Source organism: Paraburkholderia sp. GAS41 (assembly GCF_050436545.1).
GTDB lineage: Bacteria > Pseudomonadota > Gammaproteobacteria > Burkholderiales > Burkholderiaceae > Paraburkholderia.
On record NZ_JBNDMK010000034.1, the window covers coordinates 20,566 to 38,107 of the forward strand.

The 17,542-nt window shown below is 63.6% G+C and carries 17 protein-coding genes and 1 pseudogene; 7 read left to right on the forward strand and 11 right to left on the reverse strand.

What is annotated here, in order from left to right; all coding sequences use genetic code 11:
- Positions 1-41 precede the first annotated feature (41 nt).
- The 6 genes from P3T43_RS32045 to ubiA all read left to right on the forward strand — a co-directional run bounded on the left by P3T43_RS32045 (position 42) and on the right by ubiA (position 4,840).
- A complete protein-coding gene (locus P3T43_RS32045) occupies positions 42-1,001 on the forward strand; it encodes a LysR substrate-binding domain-containing protein (protein ID WP_429285013.1) in 960 nt (319 codons plus the stop codon).
- 167 nt (positions 1,002-1,168) lie between these two features.
- Positions 1,169-1,306 (forward strand): hypothetical protein, encoded by a 138-nt coding sequence (locus tag P3T43_RS32050; protein ID WP_429285014.1) that lies wholly within the window; start codon positions 1,169-1,171, stop codon positions 1,304-1,306.
- 105 nt (positions 1,307-1,411) lie between these two features.
- Complete coding sequence (locus P3T43_RS32055; protein WP_429285015.1) at positions 1,412-2,863, forward strand: catalase; 1,452 nt, start codon at positions 1,412-1,414, stop codon at positions 2,861-2,863.
- 147 nt (positions 2,864-3,010) lie between these two features.
- Complete coding sequence (locus tag P3T43_RS32060; protein ID WP_429285016.1) at positions 3,011-3,169, forward strand: hypothetical protein; 159 nt, start codon at positions 3,011-3,013, stop codon at positions 3,167-3,169.
- A 140-nt stretch (positions 3,170-3,309) separates the two neighbouring features.
- Positions 3,310-3,798: a Dps family protein gene (locus P3T43_RS32065; RefSeq protein WP_429285017.1), complete on the forward strand. Its 489-nt coding sequence runs from the start codon at positions 3,310-3,312 to the stop codon at positions 3,796-3,798.
- A gap of 178 nt (positions 3,799-3,976) precedes the next feature.
- Positions 3,977-4,840: a 4-hydroxybenzoate octaprenyltransferase gene (gene ubiA / locus P3T43_RS32070; RefSeq protein WP_429285018.1), complete on the forward strand. Its 864-nt coding sequence runs from the start codon at positions 3,977-3,979 to the stop codon at positions 4,838-4,840.
- Positions 4,841-4,856: 16 nt separating this feature from the next.
- On the opposite strand, the gene proC is transcribed toward ubiA, so the two are convergent.
- The 6 genes from proC to P3T43_RS32100 all read right to left on the reverse strand — a co-directional run bounded on the left by proC (position 4,857) and on the right by P3T43_RS32100 (position 11,968).
- The gene (proC, locus tag P3T43_RS32075; RefSeq protein WP_429285019.1) at positions 4,857-5,672 is read right to left on the reverse strand and encodes a pyrroline-5-carboxylate reductase; all 816 of its coding nucleotides are present in this window, start codon (positions 5,670-5,672) and stop codon (positions 4,857-4,859) included.
- 16 nt (positions 5,673-5,688) lie between these two features.
- Positions 5,689-6,387 carry a YggS family pyridoxal phosphate-dependent enzyme gene (locus P3T43_RS32080; RefSeq protein ID WP_429285020.1) on the reverse strand — a complete coding sequence of 233 codons (699 nt, stop codon included), beginning with the start codon at positions 6,385-6,387 and terminating at the stop codon, positions 5,689-5,691.
- Between the two features lie 71 nt (positions 6,388-6,458).
- Positions 6,459-7,685, reverse strand: coding sequence for a glycolate oxidase subunit GlcF (gene glcF / locus P3T43_RS32085; RefSeq protein WP_429285021.1), 1,227 nt, complete (start codon positions 7,683-7,685; stop codon positions 6,459-6,461).
- 8 nt (positions 7,686-7,693) lie between these two features.
- A complete protein-coding gene (gene glcE / locus P3T43_RS32090; protein WP_429285022.1) occupies positions 7,694-8,782 on the reverse strand; it encodes a glycolate oxidase subunit GlcE in 1,089 nt (362 codons plus the stop codon).
- A gap of 198 nt (positions 8,783-8,980) precedes the next feature.
- A complete protein-coding gene (locus P3T43_RS32095; RefSeq protein WP_429285023.1) occupies positions 8,981-10,474 on the reverse strand; it encodes an FAD-linked oxidase C-terminal domain-containing protein in 1,494 nt (497 codons plus the stop codon).
- A gap of 78 nt (positions 10,475-10,552) precedes the next feature.
- Positions 10,553-11,968: an FAD-binding oxidoreductase gene (locus P3T43_RS32100; RefSeq protein ID WP_429285024.1), complete on the reverse strand. Its 1,416-nt coding sequence runs from the start codon at positions 11,966-11,968 to the stop codon at positions 10,553-10,555.
- A 222-nt stretch (positions 11,969-12,190) separates the two neighbouring features.
- On the opposite strand from P3T43_RS32100, the gene P3T43_RS32105 reads away from it, so the two are divergent.
- Positions 12,191-12,745 carry a cob(I)yrinic acid a,c-diamide adenosyltransferase gene (locus P3T43_RS32105; protein ID WP_429285025.1) on the forward strand — a complete coding sequence of 185 codons (555 nt, stop codon included), beginning with the start codon at positions 12,191-12,193 and terminating at the stop codon, positions 12,743-12,745.
- Positions 12,746-12,774: 29 nt separating this feature from the next.
- Here P3T43_RS32105 and P3T43_RS32110 read toward each other — a convergent pair whose 3' ends face one another.
- The 5 genes and pseudogenes from P3T43_RS32110 to P3T43_RS32130 form a co-directional block, all read right to left on the reverse strand.
- Complete coding sequence (locus P3T43_RS32110) at positions 12,775-13,107, reverse strand: helix-turn-helix domain-containing protein (RefSeq protein ID WP_429285026.1); 333 nt, start codon at positions 13,105-13,107, stop codon at positions 12,775-12,777.
- A gap of 2 nt (positions 13,108-13,109) precedes the next feature.
- Positions 13,110-13,449 (reverse strand): annotated as a pseudogene (locus P3T43_RS32115) (type II toxin-antitoxin system RelE/ParE family toxin).
- A gap of 231 nt (positions 13,450-13,680) precedes the next feature.
- Entirely contained in the window at positions 13,681-14,754 is a 1,074-nt protein-coding gene (gene aroG / locus P3T43_RS32120) for a 3-deoxy-7-phosphoheptulonate synthase AroG (protein ID WP_429285027.1), read from the reverse strand.
- 320 nt (positions 14,755-15,074) lie between these two features.
- Entirely contained in the window at positions 15,075-16,541 is a 1,467-nt protein-coding gene (gene tldD / locus P3T43_RS32125; RefSeq protein WP_429285028.1) for a metalloprotease TldD, read from the reverse strand.
- A 97-nt stretch (positions 16,542-16,638) separates the two neighbouring features.
- Positions 16,639-17,481 (reverse strand): carbon-nitrogen hydrolase family protein, encoded by an 843-nt coding sequence (locus P3T43_RS32130; RefSeq protein WP_429285029.1) that lies wholly within the window; start codon positions 17,479-17,481, stop codon positions 16,639-16,641.
- Between the last annotated feature and the right edge of the window lie 61 nt (positions 17,482-17,542).

Here is a 17,542-nt window from a genome sequence, read left to right on the forward strand (position 1 = left end):
ATAACTGAAACCTATCGAATTCATGCGCTGATTGGTCCCTAATGACGCTCACTGAACTGAAATATATCGTCGCGGTTGCTCGCGAGCGGCATTTTGGCCGCGCGGCTGAGGCGTGTTTCGTCAGCCAGCCAACGCTGTCGGTGGCGATCAAGAAGCTGGAAGACGAACTGAACGTGCAGATTTTCGAGCGCGGCACGAGCGAAGTCAGCGTCACGCCGATCGGCGAGCAAATCGTCACGCAGGCGCAACGGGTGCTGGAACAGACGCTTGCCATCAAGGAAATCGCCAAGCAGGGCAAAGACCCGCTGGTCGGGCCGCTGCGCCTCGGCGTGATCTACACGATCGGACCGTACCTGCTGCCCACGCTGGTCAAGCAGATGATCAAGCGTGTCCCGCAAATGCCGCTGATGCTGCAGGAGAATTACACGCTCAAGCTGATCGAACTGCTCAAGCAGGGCGAAATCGACGTCGCGATCATGGCCTTGCCGTTCCCGGAAACGGGGCTGATGCTGCGTCCGCTCTATGACGAGCCGTTCGTCGTTGCGTTGCCCTCCGGGCATGCGTGGGAACACCGCGCGAAGATCGATCCGGACGACCTCAAGCAGGAAACCATGCTGCTGCTCGGCAGCGGCCATTGCTTCCGCGATCACGTGCTGGGCGTGTGCCCCGAGTTGATGCGCTTCTCGCAGAACGCGGACGGCATCCAGAAGACTTTCGAAGGTTCTTCGCTCGAGACGATTCGCCATATGGTGGCGAGCGGCGTCGGCATCACGGTTTTGCCGCGCATGTCGGTGCAGGAAGTGAAACCGCAGGCGGGCGGCGTCGATTCGGGCCTGCTGAGTTACGTGGCCTTCGACGAACCGGTACCGGATCGCCGCGTCGTGCTGGCCTGGCGCAAGAGTTTCACGCGCATGCCCGCCATCGATGCAATCTGCGATGCCATCAATGCCTGCGACCTAGCTGGCGTGAACATGCTCGATCTGCCCGTCGCGGTGAACTGAGCGCCTTTCGAGGCAAGGCCGGCGCCACCCTGCGCGCTGGCCGGCAGCAGCAAGGGCCGATAGCGTCGGCCCTATCGAATAGATAAAATTAATCAAATACTAATTTTCGATAGCGTTGTTATAGTTTCCTCCATGGATCAACCGATCCCACAGACACGGAGGAAATCATGAACCAGTCCCAAACGCAGTCCATCCAGCGGGTTTCTTCCCAACGCAGCACGCCGGCCGGTGTCGTCGCCAGTTCGATGAGCAACCTGCGCACCGCCGCGTTGTCGTTGCTGGTCGACCGCGCGCTGAGCGCCTGAGTCGTCCGTCGTCCGGGCAGACGCGCTGTGGTCGCATTTCCAATGCACCGCGCGATCGTCGCCAGACCCCCTTCCTCACAAAAAACTACCGACCAGGAATCCACGATGTCCGAAAACAAACTCACGACGGCAGCGGGCGCGCCTGTCGCCGACAACCAGAATTCGATGACCGCCGGCACGCGCGGTCCGGTGGTGTTGCAAGACGTCTGGCTGCTCGAAAAGCTCGCGCACTTCGACCGTGAAGTGATTCCCGAGCGTCGTGTGCACGCCAAAGGCTCCGGCGCATTCGGCACGCTGAAGGTGACGCACGACATCTCGCGTTACACGAAGGCGAAGGTGTTCGCCGAAGTGGGCAAGGAAACGCCCCTCTTCATGCGCTTTTCGACCGTGGCCGGCGAGCGCGGCGCGGCCGATGCGGAGCGCGACGTGCGTGGCTTCTCGATCAAGTTCTACACGGAAGAGGGTAACTGGGACATCGTCGGCAACAACACGCCGGTGTTCTTCATCCGCGATCCGCTCAAGTTCCCGGACTTCATCCACACGCAAAAGCGCGATCCGTACACGAATCTGCGCAGCAACGTGGCGGCGTGGGACTTCTGGTCGCGTCATCCGGAGTCGCTGCATCAGGTGACGATCCTGATGAGCGATCGCGGCATTCCGCAGAACTACCGGCAGATGCACGGTTTCGGCTCCCACACGTTTTCGTTCATCAATGCACAGGACGAGCGCTTCTGGGTCAAGTTCCACTTCAAGTCGATGCAGGGTATCGAGAACTACACCGACGCCGAAGCAGGCCAGGTCGTGGCGCAAGACCGGGAAAGCGCGCAGCGCGATCTGGTCGACAGCATCGACAACGGCAACTTCCCGGCATGGCGTTTCTGCATTCAGGTGATGCCGGAAGCGGATGCCGCGACGTACCGCTACAACCCGTTCGATGTGACCAAGGTGTGGCCGTACAAGGACTACCCGCTGATCGATGTGGGCACGATCGAGCTGAACCGCAATGCGCAGAACTATTTCGCGGATGTCGAGCAGGCCGCGTTCACGCCGGCCAACGTGGTGCCGGGCATCGGCTTCTCGCCGGACCGTCTGTTGCAGGGGCGTCTCTTCTCGTACGGCGATACGCAGCGCTATCGCCTCGGGATCAACCATCACCAGATTCCGGTGAACGCGTCGCGTGTGCAGGGTCGGCGTTCGTTCCATCGCGACGGCGGGATGCGCACGGACGGCAACCTTGGCGCCACGCCGAACTACGAACCGAACCGCTTCGGCGATTTCGCGCAGGACCGTAACGCAGCAGAGCCGCCGCTCGCGGCAGGCGCTGTCGACCGTTATGAGCATCGTGAAGACGGCGACTACTACAGCCAGCCGGCCGCGCTGTTCCGGCTGTTCGATGCGGCGCAACGCGAACGCTTCTTCGGCAACATCGCACGTCATATCAACGGTGTGCCGCAAGACATCCTCGCGCGTCAGCTCGAGCATTTCCGCCGCATCGATCCGGCGTACGCAGAAGGGGTGATCGCCGCGTTGGCGACACTGAATGAGAAGGCGCAGTAGGTATCGGTCGATTCACGACGCCGGCCAGCGAGGCCGGCGCGTGCAGCAGGCGCGGGTGGTTGAAGCAGGCCACCTGGCCTTGTTCAATGATGACGGCGGGCGCAAGAGCGTCTCGCCGGTTTGAAGACAAAGCGAAGGAGAACGATCATGGTCCATATGTTGAGTATCGGCAGTGCGCGGGTTGCACGTGACGCACGCGTGGTGTTCGGCGGCAACTTTTCGCGCAAGCTGGTAGGCCTCGCCATTCTGACGAGCGGCTATGCATTGATTGCATCGCACGCGCTGCAACACCTGGCGGGGCACTGAAACTGACGCTGAGCGTGACCGGCAAAGCCTGATTTTCCACGTTTGTAAGATAAACTGACAGGCGTTCGCAGGCTCAAGGTTTGCGCATCAGCGCGCCATGCCCTGCCTGCCGCTTCGTATCACTCTTCAAAGGAGTCGTCATGGCCAGAAAAGCACCCGTACAACACGTCAACATCGGTATCAGCGACAAGGATCGCAAGAAGATCGCAGACGGCCTGTCGCATCTGCTCGCCGACACGTACACGCTGTACCTGAAGACCCATAACTTCCACTGGAACGTCACGGGTCCGATGTTCAACACGTTGCATCTGATGTTCGAAACGCAGTACAACGAACTCGCGCTGGCTGTCGATTCGATCGCGGAGCGTATTCGTGCGCTGGGTGTGCATGCGCCGGGCAGCTACAAGGAGTTTGCGAAGCTGTCGTCGATCCCGGAAGCGGACGGCGTGCCCGGAGCAGAAGACATGATCCGCCAGCTGGTGGAAGGCCAGGAAGCCGTGGTGCGCACCGCGCGCGGCATTTTCCCGGCAACGGAAGCGGCCAACGACGAACCGACGGCCGATCTGCTGACGCAACGCATGCAGACGCACGAAAAAACCGCATGGATGCTCCGCTCGATGCTGGCTTGAGCGCTCATGTGATGAAGATCTGGGCCTCCCCGAGTGGGAGGCTTTGTTTTTTGCGCGCCGGACTTTCGCGCCGGACTTCGTATTGATGCGCCCGGTGACCGTGCCACGCGCCTGCGTGGCCCGCCTCGCGCGCATACCTTAAAATGTCGTCACCGCCCGCCCTTGACGACGCCTGCCCATGTTCGCCCGACTTCCCCTGTTTCTGCGCCTCGTCCGTATGGACAAGCCGATCGGCAGCCTGCTGCTGCTATGGCCGACGCTCAACGCGCTGTGGATCGCGTCGGATGGACATCCTCCGCTGTCGCTGCTGGTCATCTTCACACTGGGCACGATCCTGATGCGCTCGGCCGGTTGCGCGGTCAACGACTACGCCGACCGCGATTTCGACCGCTACGTAAAGCGCACCGAGAACCGGCCCATCACGTCCGGCAAGATCAAGGCGTGGGAAGCGCTGGTGCTCGCCGCCGCGCTCGCACTGGTGTCGTTTCTGCTGATTTTGCCGCTCAATGCGCTGACCAGGGAGCTGTCGGTGGCGGCGCTGTTCGTGGCGGGCTCGTATCCCTTCACCAAGCGTTTCTTTGCGATTCCGCAGGCGTATCTGGGCATCGCGTTTGGTTTCGGTATTCCGATGGCCTTTGCCGCCGTCCAGGATCATGTGCCGATGCTCGCGTGGCTGATGCTGCTCGCCAACGTGTTCTGGTCGGTGGCGTACGACACGGCCTACGCCATGGTCGACCGCGACGACGACATCAAGATCGGCATCCGCACCTCGGCGCTGACCTTCGGCCGTTACGACGTCTTCGCGATCATGCTGTGCTATGCGCTCATGCTGGGCCTCTACCTGCGCATCGGTCTGACGCTCGGGTTTGGCCCACTGTACTGGCTGGGCTGGATCGCGGCCGCGGGCTGCGCGATTTACCACTACACGTTGATCCGCACGCGCGACCGCATGGCGTGTTTCGCCGCCTTCCGGCATAACAACTGGCTGGGTGGCGCGCTGTTTGCGGGGATTGCGGCGCATTACGCCGCCGCATCGTTCTGAGCCTGGCGAAGCAGTCTTACTGCTTGCCGAACTCGTCCCCCATTTCCTTCGCGCGGGCATCGGCCGCCAGCACGCCGCGCACGATCGCATCCTTGATACTGCTCGCGTCGAACGAAGCAAGCGCGGCTGCTGTGGTGCCGCCTTTCGACGTTACCCGTTCGCGCAAGATGCCCGGCGCTTCGTCGGATTGCGCGGCCAGTTGCGCGGCGCCGGTGAAGGTCGCCACCGCCAGCGCGCGGCCCTGTGCCTCATCCATGCCGAGCTGGCGCGCGGCTTCCTGCAGCGCCTCGATGAAGTAGAACACGTAGGCCGGCCCGCTGCCTGAAATGGCGGTGACGGCGTCGATCTTCGCTTCGTCGTCGAACCAGACGGTCTCGCCCACGGCGCCCAATACCTCGGTGGCGAGTGCGCGGTCTGCCGCGTCGACACTGCCCGTTGCCGTCAGACCCGCCACGCCCATGCCGATCAGCGCGGGGGTGTTGGGCATCACGCGCACGATGCGCTGATGGCCATTGAGCCAGCGCGACAGGTCGGCGGTGCGAATCCCGGCAACGATGCTGATGACCACCTGCCTGTCGCCCAGATGCGGCGCCAGTCCTTCCGCGACAGCCTTGAGAATCTGCGGTTTCACGGCCAGCACGATCGCGTCGAACGGTGCGAGTGCGGCATCCGCGGTGACGCCGGTGCGAACGCCGAACTGCTGCTCGTTGCGCTTGCGGGCGTCTTCATTGGGATCGATCGCGTACAGGTCGACCGGCGCGACGCCGTGTTTGATCAGACCGCCAATGATTGCAGCAGCCATATTGCCGCCGCCGATGAAGGCAATTTTCATGATGTTCCGGGAGAGGTCAGTTGGAGTAGTCGCGATTGCCGAAAATCGCCGTGCCGACGCGCACGATGGTGGCGCCTTCGAGCACCGCGGCTTCGAGATCGCCCGACATGCCCATCGACAGCGTGTCCAGTTCGAGTCCGTCGGCGCGCAGGCGCTCGAACAGTTCGCGCAGCTGGCGATGCGGCACGCGTTGTTCTTCGACGGTCTCGGCCGGTTCGGGAATCGACATCAGACCGCGCAGGCGCAGTTGCGGCAAGGCGGCGATCGCGTGCGCGACTTCGGCAGCCTCGGCCGGCGTCACGCCGGCTTTCGATGCCTCGCCGCTCACGTTCACCTGCAGGCACACGTTCAATGGCGGCAAATGCGCCGGGCGCTGTTCGGCGAGCCGTTGCGCAATCTTCAGCCTGTCGACGGAATGCACCCAGTCGAAATTCTCTGCGACCGGGCGGGTTTTATTCGACTGCAGCGGTCCGATGAAATGCCATTCGAGCGACGCGCGCAGGTCGGCCAGGGCCTCGATCTTCGCGAGCGACTCCTGCACGTAGTTCTCACCGAACAGGCGTTGACCGGCGGCGTGCGCGGCGCGGACATCGTCAGCGGGAAACGTCTTCGAGACGGCCAGCAGGGTCACCGAGTGTGGGTCGCGTGCGGCGGTTTGCTCGGCGAGGGCAATACGCTGCGAAACCGCATGGAGGTTGTGTGAGAGATCGGGCATGAGACGTCAGAAAAAGCTGCGCAGGGGCGATATTCGGGATTATACGGACCCCTGCCGCGCAGCCTCGTTCATCATGCGTAAAGCATATGTTCGACGAGTTCGATCCAGTGCGCCACCGGCGTCGACGTGCCGCTTTGCAGGTGTGCAATGCAGCCGACGTTGGCCGAGACGATCACCTGCGGTTCCTGCGCCAGCAGCTTGTCGAGCTTCTGATTGCGCAAGGCGTACGAGAGCGTAGGCTGCGTCAGGGAATAGGTTCCGGCCGAGCCGCAGCACAGATGGCTGTCGGCGGGCAGGCGGACTTCAATACCGAGCGCCGCCAGCACATGCTCGACCTGGCCGCGCAACTGCTGGCCGTGCTGCAGCGTGCAGGGCGGATGGAACGCCACGGTATGCACGGCGCGGCGGCGCGTCACGGCGACCAGCGCCTCTTCGAACTCGGGCAGGATCTCGGAGATATCGCGCGTCAGCGCGGCAACCCGCTGCGCCTTTTCGGCATACACCGGATCGTTGCGCAGCAGGTGCGCGTATTCCTTGACTGTCGCGCCGCACCCGGAGGCGTTCATCACGATCGCCTCCACGCCCTGTTCGATATACGGCCACCACGCGTCGATATTGGCGCGGATATCGTCGAGCGCCTCGTCGTTGTAGCCCAGATGCAGACGGATCGCGCCGCAACAGCCGGCCTCGGACGCGACGATCGTCTCGACGCCGAGCGCATCGAGCACGCGTGCGGTGGCGATGTTGACGTTGGGCATCATCGCCGGTTGCGCGCAACCGGCGAGCATCAGCATCTTGCGTTCGTGCTTCGCAACCGGCCATTCGAGCGGGCGCTGGCGCGCCGGCACCTTGTCGCGCAGTTTCTTCGGCAAGAACGCGCGCACGTGCTGACCGAGACGCATGGCAGGCGTGAACAGCGCGCTGTTGGGCACAAAGCTGGCCAGCACTCGGCGCAGCAGCCGCTGTCCGAACGGGCGGGTAACCTTCTCTTCGGTGATCTTGCGGCCGATTTCCACCAGCCGCCCGTACTGCACGCCTGACGGGCAGGTGGTTTCGCAATTGCGGCAGGTCAGACAGCGATCCAGGTGAGTCTGGGTGCTGCGCGTCACCTCGGCGCCTTCGACCATCTGCTTGATCAGGTAGATGCGCCCACGCGGGCCGTCGAGCTCGTCGCCCAGCAACTGATAGGTCGGGCAGGTGGCCGTACAGAAGCCGCAATGCACGCATTTGCGCAGAATGTCGTCGGCTTCGGCGCCGTCGGCGGTGTGGCGGATGAATTCCGCGAGGTTGGTTTGCATCGCGCCGCTCAGAAGTCGGGATACAGCCGGCCGCGATTGAAAACGCGGGCTGGGTCGAAAGCGGCCTTCAGGCCACGGTGGATTTTCATCAACGGAGCGGGCAAGGGGGTGAACACGCCGGCGCTGCGGTCATAGCCCACGCCTGTGCGGAAGATGGTGGCATGACCGCCAGCCTGTTTGGCGCTGATGCGCACGGTTTGCGCGTCGGTGTCGGTGATCCACCAGCGTTGGCCGCCGCCCCATTCCATCAACTGGGCGCCCGGCAGTTGCAGCGGTTCGGCGATCGACGGCAGCGCGAGGCGCCACAGGGCGCTCCTGGGTCCAATGGCCGCGAAGAACGGGTCGGTCTGCTCGCGCAGGCCAGCCCAGAAGCGTTCGGCTTCGACGGCATCCACCACCTCGCCGCCCAGCGCCGAGCGTGCCGATTTGACGGCCGCTTCGGCACCGCCGAGGCGCACCGCCAGGGTGCCGTGACGCCACGCGCTAGCGGTGATCGGCAGCGGGCGGCCGCCCCATTCGTTGAGCTTGCGCACGGCGTCCGTGCCGTTCATGTCGAATTTGAGCGTGGCTTCCGACTTCGGGAACGGCAGCACCTTCACCGACAGTTCGAGCATCAGGCCGAGCGTGCCGAGCGAGCCCGCCAGCAGACGCGAGACGTCATAGCCGGCGACGTTTTTCACCACCTGGCCGCCGAAGTGGAGCACTTGCCCCTGGCCGTTCATGATGACCGCGCCCAGCACAAAGTCGCGCGCAGCCCCGGCGGACGGACGGCGCGGACCAGCGATACCAGCCGCGATGCAACCGCCGAGTGTCGCGCTCGGGCCGAAATGGGGCGGTTCGAAGGCCAGCATCTGGGCATGGTTGGCCAGCGCTGCCTCGATTTCCAGCAACGGGGTGCCGGCGCGGGCAGTGATGACCAGCTCGGCCGGATCGTAGGCAATGATGCCGCGATGCGCGCGCGTGTCGAGGATGTCTCCCTCCAGCGTCTGACCGTACCAGTCCTTGGTGCCGCCGCCGCGGATGCGTAGCGGGCGGCCTTCGGCGGTGGCCGAACGGACGCGTTCGGACCATACGGCGACGATGTCGTCCTCTTCCATGGTGTCCTGCTTCGTTGTGTTTCGCTCGATTGTACCTGGCAGGGGCGTGCTGACAACCCGGAGCGGACCCGCACCGCGTTATCCGTGGCTGGCGCGGTTTGGCAGGTGAGGAAGGCGGCGCTGCGGGTGACGCTGCGGAGGGGCGAGCTACCGCTCCTTGCCGCGAACACGCCGCCGGAAGGTGCTCCCGAAGCCCGTCTAGAACCTCGGCAAGTCCGGATGCGGCAACAATCCGCCGCGCACGTGCATCTTGCCGTACTCGGCGCAGCGTGCCCGCGTGGGGATGCCCTTGTCCGGGTTCAGCAGGCCCGGCGGGTCGAAGGCCCGCTTGACGGCGTGAAACGCATCGCGTTCTTCGGGCGAAAACTGCACGCACATCGAATTGATCTTCTCGATCCCAACGCCGTGCTCGCCCGTCACCGTGCCGCCCAGTTCGACGCAAGCCTCGAGGATGTCCGAGCCGAACGCCTCGGCCCGGTGCCACTCATCCAGATCGTTGCCGTTGAACAGGATCAGCGGATGCATGTTGCCGTCGCCGGCATGGAAAACGTTGATGCAACGCAGCTGGTATTTCTTCTCCATCCCCTCGATACGCGCCAGCAGCGGCCCGATACTGCGGCGCGGCACCGTGCCGTCCATACAGTAGTAATCCGGCGAGATGCGGCCCGCGGCGGGAAAGGCATTCTTGCGCCCGGACCAGAAGCGCAGGCGTTCCTGCTCGGAGCGCGATATCTGGATCCGGGTGGCGCCGTGTTCGCGCAGCACGGCGGTCATGCGGACGATTTCGTCGGCCACTTCTTCGGGCGTGCCGTCCGATTCGCACAGCAGGATGGCGGCGGCGTCGAGGTCGTAACCGGCGTTGACGAACTCCTCGACGGCGCGCGTCGCGGGCTTGTCCATCATCTCCAGACCGGCTGGAATGATGCCCGCGGCGATGATGCTGGCGACTGCGTCGCCGCCTTTTACGACATCGTCGAAACTCGCCATCACAACTTGCGCGGTCTGCGGTTTCGGGATCAGCTTGACGGTCACTTCGGTGACGATAGCGAACATGCCCTCGCTGCCGATCAGCACCGCCAGCAAATCAAGGCCCGGCGCGTCGGGCGCAAGTGAGCCGAATTCGACCACTTCGCCTTCCATCGTGATGGCCCGCACCCGCAGCACGTTGTGCACGGTCAGCCCGTATTTCAGGCAGTGCACGCCGCCGGAATTCTCGGACACGTTGCCACCGATCGTGCAGGCAATCTGCGAGGAAGGATCAGGGGCGTAGTAGAGCCCATAGGGCGCAGCGGCCTCGGAGATCGCGAGATTGCGCACGCCGGGCTGAACCGTTGCGGTACGTGCGTACGAATCCACTTCGACGATCTTTCTGAAGCGCGCCAGCGAGACCACCACGCCATGGCGGATCGGCATCGCGCCGCCCGACAGGCCGGTGCCGGCACCGCGCGGCACGATGGGCACATCGAGCCGATGACAGATCTGCACGATGCGCTGCACCTGGGATTCGGTCTCCGGCAGGGCAACGGCCAGCGGCAGCCGCCGGTAAGCGGCGAGACCGTCGCACTCGTAGGCGACCGTGTCTTCCTCGCGGTATAGCAGGCAATGAGTCGGCAGTACGGCCATCAGCGCCTGCACGACCTCGCGTTGGCGCTGCGCGAGCACTTCAGCCGACAGCTCGGCGGGTGCATTCATGGTTCCTCTCCTCGTACTCCGTTGCGCCGGTCGCGCGGTCGTGCCGCGCGAGCTTTGACAGGTGTCAGCGGGCGCGGCCTAAGCTGCCCACGAGAAAATCTTGCCGGGGTTCATCAGATTGCGCGGGTCGAGTGCATGCTTGATCGAGCGCATGGTGTCGACGGCGACCTCGCCATGTTCTTCCAGCATGAAGCCCATCTTGTGCAGGCCGACACCGTGTTCGCCGGTGCAGGTGCCGTCCATGCGCAGCGCGCGCTGGACGATGCGCTGGTTGAGCCGCTCGGCTTCTGCGAGCTCTTCGGGCTTGTCCGGATCGATCAGGATCGCGACGTGGAAATTGCCGTCGCCGACATGGCCGACGATCGGGCAGGGCAGCGGCGAGGCCAGCAGATCCTGTTCAGTCTCGACCACGCATTGCGCGAGCCGCGAGATCGGCACGCAGACGTCGGTGGTGACTGCGCGGCAGCCGGGCTTCAGTTGCAGCATCGCGAAATAGGCGTTATGTCGCGCGTTCCAGAGACGGCTGCGATCTTCAGGGCGGGTGGCCCACTCGAAACCCTCGCCGGAATGTTGCGCGGCGATCTCCTGCACGGTTTCGGCCTGTTCCTTGACGCCGAACTCGGTGCCGTGAAATTCGAAGAAGAGCGTGGGCGCTTCGCGCAGCGTGAGATGGGAATGACAGTTGATGGAGCGGATGGCGAGCGCGTCGACGAACTCCACGCGTGCAATCGGCACGCCCATCTGAATGGTCTCGATGACGGCGCGCACGGCATCGCCCATGGACGGAAACGCGCACACCGCCGCCGAGACGGCTTCCGGTTGCGGATAAAGCCGCAAGGTGATTTCGGTGATGACGCCTAGCGTGCCTTCCGAGCCGACAAAGAGCCGCGTCAGGTCATACCCGGCCGACGACTTGCGGGCCCGCGTGCCGGTCTTGATGACGCGGCCGTCCGCCAGCACGACCGTGAGGCCGAGCACGTTCTCGCGCATCGTGCCGTAGCGGACGGCGTTGGTGCCCGAAGCGCGCGTCGCCGCCATGCCGCCAATGCTCGCATCGGCACCTGGGTCGATCGGGAAAAAGAGGCCTGTGTCACGCAGCGCTTCGTTTAACTGCTTGCGTGAGATGCCTGGTTCGACGGTAACGGTGAGGTCTTCCGCGTTGATGGACAGCACCTGATTCATCCCGGACAGATCGACTGACACGCCTCCCTGTACCGCCAGCAGATGCCCTTCCAGCGACGAGCCGTTGCCATAGGGAATCACTGGCACGTCGTGCTGCCCACAGAGCCTGACGAGGGTCTGCACGTCTTCCGTATTGCGCGCGAATACGACGGCGTCAGGCAATTGTGGATCGAACGGCGATTCGTCGCGGCCATGATGGGCGCGCACCGCTTCGGCGATCGAGACGCGCTCACCGAAGGCGGATTTGAGCGAGGTGAGCAACTCGGCGGGGAACGGACGGCGCAAGGGCGCCGGCGGCGCGGGATGATTCACACGTGTCTCCTGATGACGGGCATGGCGTCTGTCTGTAGCTTCTGATTCATTTTACGCCGATCGTCCGGCGGCCGGCGCGTGGCCCGCAGGCCGATCCTATAATGGCGGCGTTACGGGTGAAGGCACGCGGACGGCGCGTAGGAGTGCGCGGGGTTCAGGTGCGCGATGAGCGCAGCGGGCGCGGAACACTCGCATTTCAACACTGAAAGGACGGTATATACCATGGGCAACCGCTTGACCAAGATCGCCACGCGCACCGGCGACGACGGCACCACGGGTCTTGGCGACGGCCGCCGGGTGCGCAAGGATGACGCCCGGATCGCGGCAATCGGCGAGGTGGACGAGCTCAACTCCAACCTTGGTGTGCTGCTATGCGAAACCCTGCCGGACAACGTACGGGAAGCACTCACGGCGATTCAGCACGACCTCTTCGATCTGGGCGGCGAACTGTGCATTCCCGGCCACACGATGATTACGGACAAGCATCTCGGCCAGCTCGACGGCTGGCTCGCCGATTACAATGCGACGCTGCCGCCGCTCAAGGAGTTCATTTTGCCCGGCGGTTCACGGGCGGCTGCGCTAGCGCATGTGTGCCGGACGGTGTGCCGGCGCGCCGAGCGTGCCATTGTGGCGCTGGGCCAGACCGAGACCATCAACGCGGCGCCGCGCCAATATGTCAACCGCCTGTCCGATCTGCTGTTCGTGCTGGCGCGTGTGCTGAATCGTGCGGACGGCGGCAGCGATGTGCTCTGGCAGCACCAGCGCGGCACGAAGTAAGGCGTCCGTTCAGGCGCGGCATCGCCGCGTCAGCCGACAGCCAGCGTGACCGGCTTGCCGATCCGGCTCATTATTTCGACCAGCGTGTCGATCGTGAATTTGGCGGTTTTCTTGTTGACCACGTCGGATACGCGCGGGCGCGACACCATGAGAATCTCGGCCGCCTCGGCCTGCTTCAGATGGTGCTCGTCGATCCAGCTGGACAGTTCGGTCATCAACTGTTCCTTCAGCAGGCGCGTGTCGTTGATCTGTTTCTGTGACGCCGCGTGCAGCCGCGCCGCTTCCTCAGCGGGAAAGCCGAGGTGCAGGAACAGGTTGTCTCCCGGCTTGGTTACGTGACGGATTTTTGTGTCGATCGTCATTCCTATGCCTTTCTTTCGTTGACTATGGCGCGATACCGCACCTCTGCAATTTCACAGTCATGCCGGCTGGTGACCTGAGTTTTTTTCTGGAAGCAGTGCAGCACATAAATGGCTTCCACGAACTTCGCCACGTACATCACCCGGTAAATGCCGTTACTCATCCTTGATGCGGATTTCACGTGTACCTGGCCCGATCGCTGCGAAGGGCTTCCAGTCGTCCGGATCTAGACCTGCCTGGATTTTGCCCAGTTGAAAGCCGGCTTGCCGACACGGCTCTTCGGGAAATGCCAGCAGATCTTGGAAGCTGGAGCCCACCCAGCGGATTTCTTTCTCGTGCCCCATGAGTCCCTTGCATGTATAAAATCTCATACCGATCTCCCGGGAAAGGCAATACTTTTCCGATCCCGCCATGGGCAACCAGGTTACCGGGTCGAGGCGCGCGCCACCATTCGTCCCTTCGGCTAACTAAATGATTTGTCGCGGCAACCGGTGACAAGAAACGAGGACGAAAAAAGCCCGGCTCACCGAGCCGGGCCTGCGTTGCCACCGGAGACTATCGCGCAGCGGTGCCGCTCAATTCCCGCTGCCGCGCGCCACACGGCGCTGTTTGACCGCGTCGGCCAGACCTTCCAGCACGGCGACACTTTCGTCCCAGCCGATGCACGCATCGGTCACACTCTGGCCGTAAGTCAGCTCGCAACCTTCCTGCAAGTCCTGACGGCCGGCGACGAGGTGCGACTCCACCATCACGCCGATGATCCGCTCGTCGCCGCCGGCGATCTGGCGGCCAATGTCCGCGCACACCGGAATCTGGTTCTCGTGCTTCTTCGAGCTATTGGCATGACTCGCGTCGATCATGAGGCGTGCCGCGAGCCCCGCCTTGCTGATGTCGGCGCAAGCCGCGTTGACGCTGTCCGCATCGTAGTTGGGCGTCTTGCCGCCGCGCAAAATGATGTGGCAGTCCTCATTGCCCGCGGTCGAGACGATCGCCGAGTGGCCGCCCTTCGTCACCGACAGGAAATGGTGCGGTTGCGACGCGGCCTTGATGGCGTCGACGGCGATCTTCACGTTGCCGTCCGTGCCGTTCTTGAAGCCCACCGGACACGAGAGGCCCGACGCCAGTTCGCGGTGCACCTGCGACTCGGTCGTACGTGCGCCGATTGCACCCCACGAGATCAGATCGGCGATGTATTGCGGGCTGATCATGTCGAGGTATTCGGTACCGGCCGGCAGGCCGAGTTCGTTGATGCGCAACAGCAGTTCCCGCGCCGTGCGCAGACCTTCGTTGATCTTGAAGCTGTTGTCCATGTGCGGGTCGTTGATGAGACCCTTCCAGCCCACCGTCGTGCGCGGCTTTTCGAAGTACACCCGCATCACGATTTCGAGCTCGCCCGCGAAGCGCTTGCGCTGTTCGACGAGGCGTCCGGCGTATTCGAGCGCCGCCTTGGTATCGTGGATCGAGCACGGCCCGACGATGACGATCAAGCGGTCTTCCATGCCGTGCAGGATGCGGTGCATCGACTGGCGCGAATGGTAGATCAGGTCCGACACCGTTTCATCGCAGGCGAATTCGCGGATCAGATGGGCGGGCGGCGTGAGTTCTTTCAATTCTCGAATACGGACATCGTCGGTGTTATGCGGGGGCATGGTGGTTCTCCAGGAATAGTTTCGTAGCGTGTTCGGTGTTCGCGCAGGGCGAAAAAAAACCGCCAGACTCGCTGGCGGTTTTTCGGGAATTTCGGGTGCCTTACGTGCACTAACACCCCTCTCGATCCGCCAGCGGTCTGAGATGCCAGAAAAAATAAAAATAAAACTTGGCGGACATGGCGAAAGTGAGGACGTAGGTCTTAAAAGGTGAGTGACTTTATAACCCGAGCAGTCTCGGCTGACAACATGGGAACGGCGAAAATGCGGATAATCCGCATACTTCGTGCAAAAAATGCACGAAGTATGCATTCAGGTGGCAATCAGGCCGTACCGCCGACGGTCATCTTCTCGATGCGCAGCGTCGGCTGGCCGACGCCCACGGGCACGCTCTGACCTTCCTTACCGCACACGCCGACGCCCGAATCGAGCGACATATCGTTGCCGATCATGGTGACGTACTTGAGCGATTCCGGGCCGCTGCCGATCAGCGTCGCACCCTTGACCGGGTAGGTGATCTTGCCGTTTTCGATCATGTAGGCCTCGGAGGCCGAGAACACGAACTTGCCGTTGGTTATGTCCACCTGGCCGCCGCCGAAGTTCACCGCATACAGGCCGTTCTTGACCGAGCCGATGATTTCCTGCGGATTCTTGTCGCCATTCAACATGTAGGTGTTGGTCATGCGCGGCATCGGCAGGGCGGCGTACGATTCGCGGCGCGCGTTGCCGGTCACCGGCATTTTCATCAGACGGGCGTTCAGCGTGTCCTGGATGTAACCCTTCAGAATGCCGTCCTCGATCAGCGTGGTGCACTGGGTCGGATTGCCTTCGTCGTCGATATTGAGCGAGCCGCGACGATTCGGCAGGGTGCCGTCGTCGACCACGGTGACGCCCTTGGCGGCAACCTGCTCGCCGATGCGCCCCGCGAACGCCGACGAGCCCTTGCGATTGAAGTCGCCTTCGAGGCCGTGACCGATTGCCTCGTGCAGCAGCACGCCGGGCCAGCCCGGTCCGAGCACTACGGTCATCGCACCGGCCGGGGCCGGGCGCGCGTCGAGGTTGACCAGCGCGGCATGCACTGCGTCGTCGACGTACTTCGACAGCACGGCGTCGGTGAAATAGCCGTAGTCGAAGCGGCCACCGCCGCCGCCACTGCCGATCTCGCGGCGGCCATTCTGCTCGGCGATCACCGTGACCGACACGCGCACCAGCGGCCGGATGTCAGCGGCCATCGCGCCGTCGCTGCGCGCAACCAGCACGACGTCGTATTCGCCGGCAAGCCCCGCCATCACCTGGGTGATGCGCGGATCGCGGCTGCGCGCCATCTGTTCGACGCGCTCGAGCAGCTTGACCTTGGCGGTCGCGTCGAGCGAATGCAGCGGATCGGACGGCAGATACAGGTCGCGCCCGGCGATGCCGGTCAGCGTGGAAGCCACCTTGATCTTCTGCTTGCCGCCGCCGGCCTTGGCGATCGAGCGGGTGGCGAGCGCCGCCTGGCGGATGGCCTCGGGCGACAGATCGTCCGAGTAGGCGAACGCAGTCCGGTCACCGGACACGGCACGCACGCCGACTCCCTGGTCGATGCTGAAGCTGCCTGATTTCACAATGCCTTCTTCCAGGCTCCACGCTTCGCTACGGGTGGCCTGGAAGTACAGGTCCGCGTAGTCGATGCGGTGCGTGAAGATTTCGGCGAGCGTGCGGGTAAGCACGGCTTCGTCGAGGCCGTAAGGCGTGAGGAGCACGTCCTTGGCGGTGGCGAGATTGCGGATACCGGGTTCGATGATATTCATGCGAGGTATGTTCTGCTCGATACAAGGTGGTTCGGACGGCGCACGCGCATCACGTATATGGGTGGGCGGCGTCGTACTTTCAATGTCAGATTCAGCTTTAGCTCGTTAGCACGCGGTGGCGCCACGCCGGCAGGCTTTGGCGGACCTCGTCGATGCGTGCGCGCTGCAGATTGCCGGCGACGACTCCGGCGCCTTCCTCGTGAACCGCGGCGACCTCGCCCCACGGGTCGATCAGCATGCTGTGTCCCCACGTGCGGCGGCCGTTCTCATGCGTGCCGCCTTGCGCCGCGGCGAGCACGTAGCACTGGTTTTCGACGGCTCGGGCACGCAGCAGCATTTCCCAGTGGGCGCGGCCGGTCGCATACGTGAAGGCCGACGGCACCACGATCAGCGCGCAATCGCCCATACGGCGATACAGCTCCGGAAAGCGCAAATCGTAGCAGACCGACAGGCCGACCCGCCCGAACGGCGCGTCAAAGGTGCGAACCTCGGCACCGGGACGAATGGTGCGCGCCTCGTCGAACGATTCGTCACCCTTTTCGAAATTGAACAGATGGATCTTGTCGTAACGAGCCGCTTCTTCGCCTTGCGGGTTGAATACGAGCGTGGTGTTGAGGACCCGGTTGGCTTCCGGCGCAGTCAACGGCAGCGTGCCGCCGATCACCCAGACGCGATGGCGGCGCGCCGCATCCGCGAGAAAGCGCTGGATCGGGCCGTCGCCATGGGGTTCGCGCACGCTGAGTTTGTCGGTGTCCTTGAAACCCATGAAACAGAAGTATTCGGGCAGCAGGACGAGTTGCGCGCCGTCGGACGCGGCTTCGGCGATCAGGCGCTCCGCCTCGGCCAGGTTGCGCTCGCGATCCGGCGTGCTCACCATTTGCAGGGCGGCGACGCGGAAGGTCGGATCAGGGGATGTTGAGTGGGCGTGGTGTTCGCTCATGAGCGTTTCGAAAGACTCCCGGCAGTGAGCAGGCTGGCGTGGAGTACAGACGCCGCCTGGG